The 5,357-nt window shown below is 56.0% G+C and carries 3 protein-coding genes; all 3 read right to left on the reverse strand.

Translation table 11 applies throughout. The features are described 5' to 3' along the window. On the reverse strand, window positions 1-2,076 hold a 2,076-nt coding region (gene rgy / locus ACXJJC_RS05925), incomplete at its 3' end, for a reverse gyrase (RefSeq protein WP_456370156.1). A gap of 60 nt (window positions 2,077-2,136) precedes the next feature. Further along, a complete protein-coding gene (locus ACXJJC_RS05930; RefSeq protein WP_456370158.1) occupies window positions 2,137-4,398 on the reverse strand; it encodes a DUF4430 domain-containing protein in 2,262 nt (753 codons plus the stop codon). A gap of 13 nt (window positions 4,399-4,411) precedes the next feature. Then, a partial coding sequence (locus tag ACXJJC_RS05935; RefSeq protein ID WP_456370159.1) for an outer membrane protein assembly factor BamB family protein occupies window positions 4,412-5,357 on the reverse strand: 946 nt, incomplete at its 5' end.

The raw sequence follows: 5,357 nt of genomic DNA on the forward strand, positions 1-5,357 counted from the left end.
CCTGAGATTTCTCAGAGCCTCGTTTATGGCCTTCCTCGTCACCTCGTGAAATTCCGCTCTCTTGACCTCTCCGCACCCCCTCAGCAGGTTGGCGAGGTCCCAGGCTATTTTCTCCCCCTCAGCATCAGGATCGGTCCCTATTATCACATGACCCGTCTGCTTCGCGATCCTCCTCAGGAACTCCACCCTTTTCCTCGAGTCGTCCACGTTCCTGCTACCGCACTTTGGACAGTCCTCCCTCTCCTCGGTGAACTGGTACGAGCAGTCCCTGCACCTCTTTATTGAGGCATAGATTGGTCTGAAAACGCCATCTCCCACCTCGACCCCGTGGAATGCCCTGTTGGTTATCAGGTCCGTCACGTGGCCGAGGCTTGCTGTTACCAGCAGAACCCTCTCAGGCGTTGGAACCTCGTAGGCAATCACAACGCCCTCCCCATCGCTCATCACCTTTACGCTCGGCTGACCGAAGAACCTCGCTATCTGTCTGGCCTTCGTCGGGCTCTCGACTATGAAGAGCGTCGGCTTTATCAGGTCCTCTGCCTTTTCCCTTTCCCTGAACCTCTTCCTGGACTCGTCTATTTCCTTAAGCAGGCTCTCAAAGTCCACCTCGTCCCTGCTTTTGAACTCCACGTCGTAGTACCTGGCCCTCTCTACGAAGGCCCTCAGCACCTCTCCGTCCCCCTCGAGCAGGAAGCTCGCACCCTTGGTTATGCCCCCGGCAAAGAGCCTCGATGACCTGCCAGATCCCTGAATGTACGTCCTCACGTCTGGAAAGATCACCTCGTTCTCCCTGACAACCACGTCCCTTCTCTCAGCCGCACCCCCCTTCCCGACAAGCTCCTTTAGCACAGCCCTCAGCTCCTGCTCCTGGCTCTGACTCAGGTTGCTGAGGTAGGGGACGAGCTTCCTCACCCTCTCGTCCTCCCTGAAGATGAGCGCAAGAACTCTGAGCATGTTCTGGCTGATCGAGTCCAGATCGTTAATTCTGACCCTGAATACCGGCGCCTTCACGAAGACCACGAACCTTATCCTCTCCGGAAGGTCGAGCCCCCTCACGAGCGTGCCGTAGTAGTAGGCCGTGCCGACGAGGTAGTCCAGCTCCCCCCTCTCGAAGAGCTCGTAATCCTTCTTGGACTTCGAGCTCACAATTCCAATCCTGAACTCGTCCTTCAGGCTTTCGTAGATCCTCTCGGCATCTTCAGTGCTCTGGGCGTAGATTATCCCCCCACCACCCATCGCTCTAAGTATTTCCTTCAGCTCCCCGATGTCGTCACTCTCAACAGCGATGTCCTCAATGTTCCTCACAGCATGCGTCGTGGAGCCAACGTCAAAGTTCAGCAGCTCCCTGAACAGCTTCACCTTCTGACCTCTCCTCGCTGTGGCCGTTGAGACCATTAGCACTCCCCTCGCCTCACCCTTCCACCCCTCTCTCGTTCTGCGGAATCCGAGCAGGTGCAGAATCCTGTCCACGTTCCTCGAGGCTTTCAGAACGGCATCAACGTCATCCACGAAGATGAAGTTAAACGTGCTCCTGATCTCATCGAAGTTCCTGGACAGGAAGGCCGTGGTTGTTATCAGCACGTCGTACTTCCCTGACTTGAGGAGCTCGTTAAACCTCTCCTTATCTGCCCTCTTCATCCCCCCGTGGTAGTACAGGACGGTTACCTCGCTCTCCTCGTTCAGCCCGACGCTCATATCGAGCCTTCTGGAAAAACTGGCTATCTTCTCGGCAGCCTGAGTTACGAGAAGTGACGTTGGAAAGACCAGGTAGGAGCGCTTCCCCTTCCTGGCCAGGAAGAGTGACATGAGTATTCCAAACGACGTTTTTCCGATACCTGTTGGAGCCACGGCCGCAAAGCTCTCGTTCTGGAATATCCTCCTCGCCCAGAAAAGCTGGATACTCCTCGGCTCTCCAACGGCCTTTCTGAAGAAATCAGAGAACTCCTCAGCTAACTTATCCACGTAATGGGTGCAGAGAGGAACGTGCTTTCTCGAGCAGATTCTCTGCTCGATCTCCTCATCTGTCAGTGTGGAGTGGCATATGCTGCACAAGTTCTCGTACTTTGCGAAAATCATCAGAGAAGGTTCTGAAACGTCGTTTTAAATGTTTCCGTAAAGAAATGGAAAAGGAGAAAGCTATCTCCTGCGCGCAGCTGCGATGACTGCAAGTGCGAGAAGTGCCGCTGAAACCTCAAAGCCCGGAATCTGCCACCTTGATTTCTTGGCAGGAGTCGTCTCGAATGTCGGAGTTACCTCCGGAGTTGCGGTGGGCACAGGTGCGGGAGTTCCATTCTCCGCCGGTGTGATTTCAGGCGTCGGAGTTGCGGTTGGGGTCGCGACGGGTGTTGGCGACGGCACTGGCAGTTCAGCTCCCGAAAACTCTGGCCTGATCGGGTGTGGCTTACCGAGCAGCGCCATTATGGCGCAGACAGTCATGTAGCCGGGGTTGGATGTGCTGTAGGCGGTGTACCTGAAGTAACCCTCTTCAGTCTGAAGGCTCAGCAGGTGCTCAACAACGCTCGTGTTGTTCTTCCTCCACTCCATCGGGTTCTCTCCCGCAGCGACGAGAGCCTGTATTATCCAGGCATCGCTTGCAGCGTTCGAAGAGGAATTTCCGAAGTACCTGAAACCCCCGTCGTCGTTCTGACCGGTCTTAAGGTATTCGAGCGCCTTCTGGATGACCTCCGAGTCCCTGCTTACGCCAGAGGCTATCAGAGCCTGTACTGCAGCTGCCGTGTCGTCGTAGTCGCTCTTCTCTCCAACAGCCCACGCGAAGCCACCATCATCGTTCTGCTGGGAGATTAGCCAGTCTGCCGACCTGCTGGCATTTTCACCGGCAGCGTTGAGGGCAAGCACCCCCCAGATGGTGGTGTAGATGTAGTCCCCAATCTGTCCATTGTCCTTCATCCTGTCTTTCAGCAGGGAGACCAAGTCAACTCCAGAGAAGTTCCTCGGATTCTCGTTGGCAGCAACTACGGCAAGTATCGTTCTGGCAATATCTGCGGTCCCCATTTTGTCGAGCGACGAGTTCAGGTTGGCCTTCAGGTAGTCAACGGGAGACCTGCCGTTTTTCTTCCAGTCGTGCGGGTCGTATCCTGCAGAGGCTATTGCCATGATGGCCCATGAAGTCTTCGAGACGTCGCTCTCCTCACCCGGATTCGCAAACCCGCCGTCGTCGTTCTGGATTGATCTGAGCCAGCTTAAGGCTTTCACAACCGGCTCGTCACCTGGCTTCAGAGGAAATCCCTGCCACTTCTCCACAATGGCGAACGTGCTGAAGTTCGTCAGGTTCGCGGTGAAGTAGTAGTAATCCCCGTCCTCCTTCTCGAACTCCGTCGGAATTTCGATCCACCCGTTGCGGTACTTCATGAGAACCACTCTCTCCCTGTCCACACTCTTGTTCACCCTGAACTCCAGCCTCACATCCTCTGCTCCACTCACCTCGAGGTTAAAGGCACTTATCAGGTTTCCGTAGACCAGTTCGACCGTCTCTGGCTTCGAAATCCACACTCTTACCTTCGGAGCGCTGGCGAGAACATCCAGCCTGAGGAGTGAAGTCTCACTGACGACGCTATCCGGGAGATCTATCCTCTTAACCTCTCCCGGGCTTACCTGAACCGTCTGGTTGAGGATCTCGCCTCCAATTCCGCCAGCCTCCTCGGACTTCCCTTCGCTCTCAGCACCACCTCCAAGCTCCCCGGCAGATGCAGGAGTGGCGTAGTGGACCGTGATCCTGAGCACCATCGAGGACGTGTCGGGGGTGTCGCTCATGCTGGAGGAGAAGTACCACACGACCACGTCACCATCGCTGACACGGTACTCATTCGCCCCAACCATAGGAGTGTTTCCGTTGACCTGGTACATCCACCCCGATGTCGCCCCCTCGCTCCCCTCGCACTTCCCTGCTATGCATGAGACGAAGGGGCCCCAGCTCATCTCCTTTATCCTGATGCTGAAGCCCTTCTGCTGGGATGCCGCCTTGAGAGCTCCGAGGGCGGTCCTCCAGTCCACGGTGTAGGTTTTTCCGGTATCTGCCGTGATGGTGAAGCTTCCGTCCGGCAGGTACACTGTGCCGGAGTAAAAGACGTTGCTCGTCCCACCGTCACCACCGCTCAGCGGTCTTTCCACAACCTGGACCGTCCTGCTCACAACCTCATTTCCGGCCCTCGCCTCGATGTAGAGCGTCCCGGTAACGTGGGGGATGAACTTGGCCTGCGTTCCGTAAGCGTAGACGGGAGTGCCGTTGTTCATCCTGAATATCACGAACGCCTCCTGATCGAGTGTAACTGTAACAGCCTCACCCTTGTAACCGCCAGCAACGCTCATCGTCAGAGCTGAAGCTGCCGGGATGAGCAGGATGGATGAGAGGACTAAAAAAAGCAGGAACCTGACCTTCAAGGAGCACCACCTCTCAGCTCACCGTGACTGACACTGGAGCAGTCGTGTATGTCTTGATTTCGTTGGGGAATTCTCCAAGCCTGTAAACTCCAACGTAGAGGCTGTACGTCCCTGTCTGGGCCTGCTGCGGTATCGCCAACATGACGGGCACAACGACGGTCTGCCCGTGCTCAACTCTGACCGTAGAGATCCCGACTATGCTGTCTCCGTTCGAGTTTGTTCCGCTAACGACCACGGTTATCCAGCCGATGTAATACGACGTCAGGTTGACGACCGAGCTTATGTACCCTCCCCTGACACCGTTTCCGGCCTGAAGACCGTTAATGTCTGCAAGCTTTCCTTTAACAGCGACCTCTACAAGGTAAGGAGCGTTCTCGGCAGAAACGCTACCCCAGCTCGCTCCTACAGGGTATAGCCAGAACGTCACAACGTCTCCGTCCGACACGTTCTCGAACTGCATTCCCCTGCTTATCCCCTGTCCGTTCACCTCGGTCATCCACCAGCCGCTGCTGGACCCTATGCCTGCGAGAGAGGAGAGGAAAAGGGACTCGTTGTCGTATGGGGAGAGGTAGACCGTGTAGTTTATGCCAGCCACCTCTCTGAGCTTCTGCAGTACACCCAGCACCGTGAAGTTCGAGACTGTATAGGTGTTGCCCGAATCGTCCTTCACGGTAAACGATCCCGGCTCTATCGTGAGCGAGCCCCTCCACAGTCCTAAGATGTAGAGGTTACCGTCGTCGGCGCCAATGTACAGCTTCCCGTTATCCACGAAGGGGGAGGACATTATGTAGTTGTCCGTCCCATGGCTCCAGATGAGCTGTCCGGTTGTTGCATTTAGCGCGAAGACTGTGCCGTTGGCCGTGTTCGTGGCGAAGTAAACCACTCCATCGGCAACAGCCGGTGAGGACGCTATGCTCTCCCAGGCTGACGCGCTGTGCAGTGCGGTGAAGTTCCAGAGC

The organism is Geoglobus sp. (assembly GCF_054018175.1).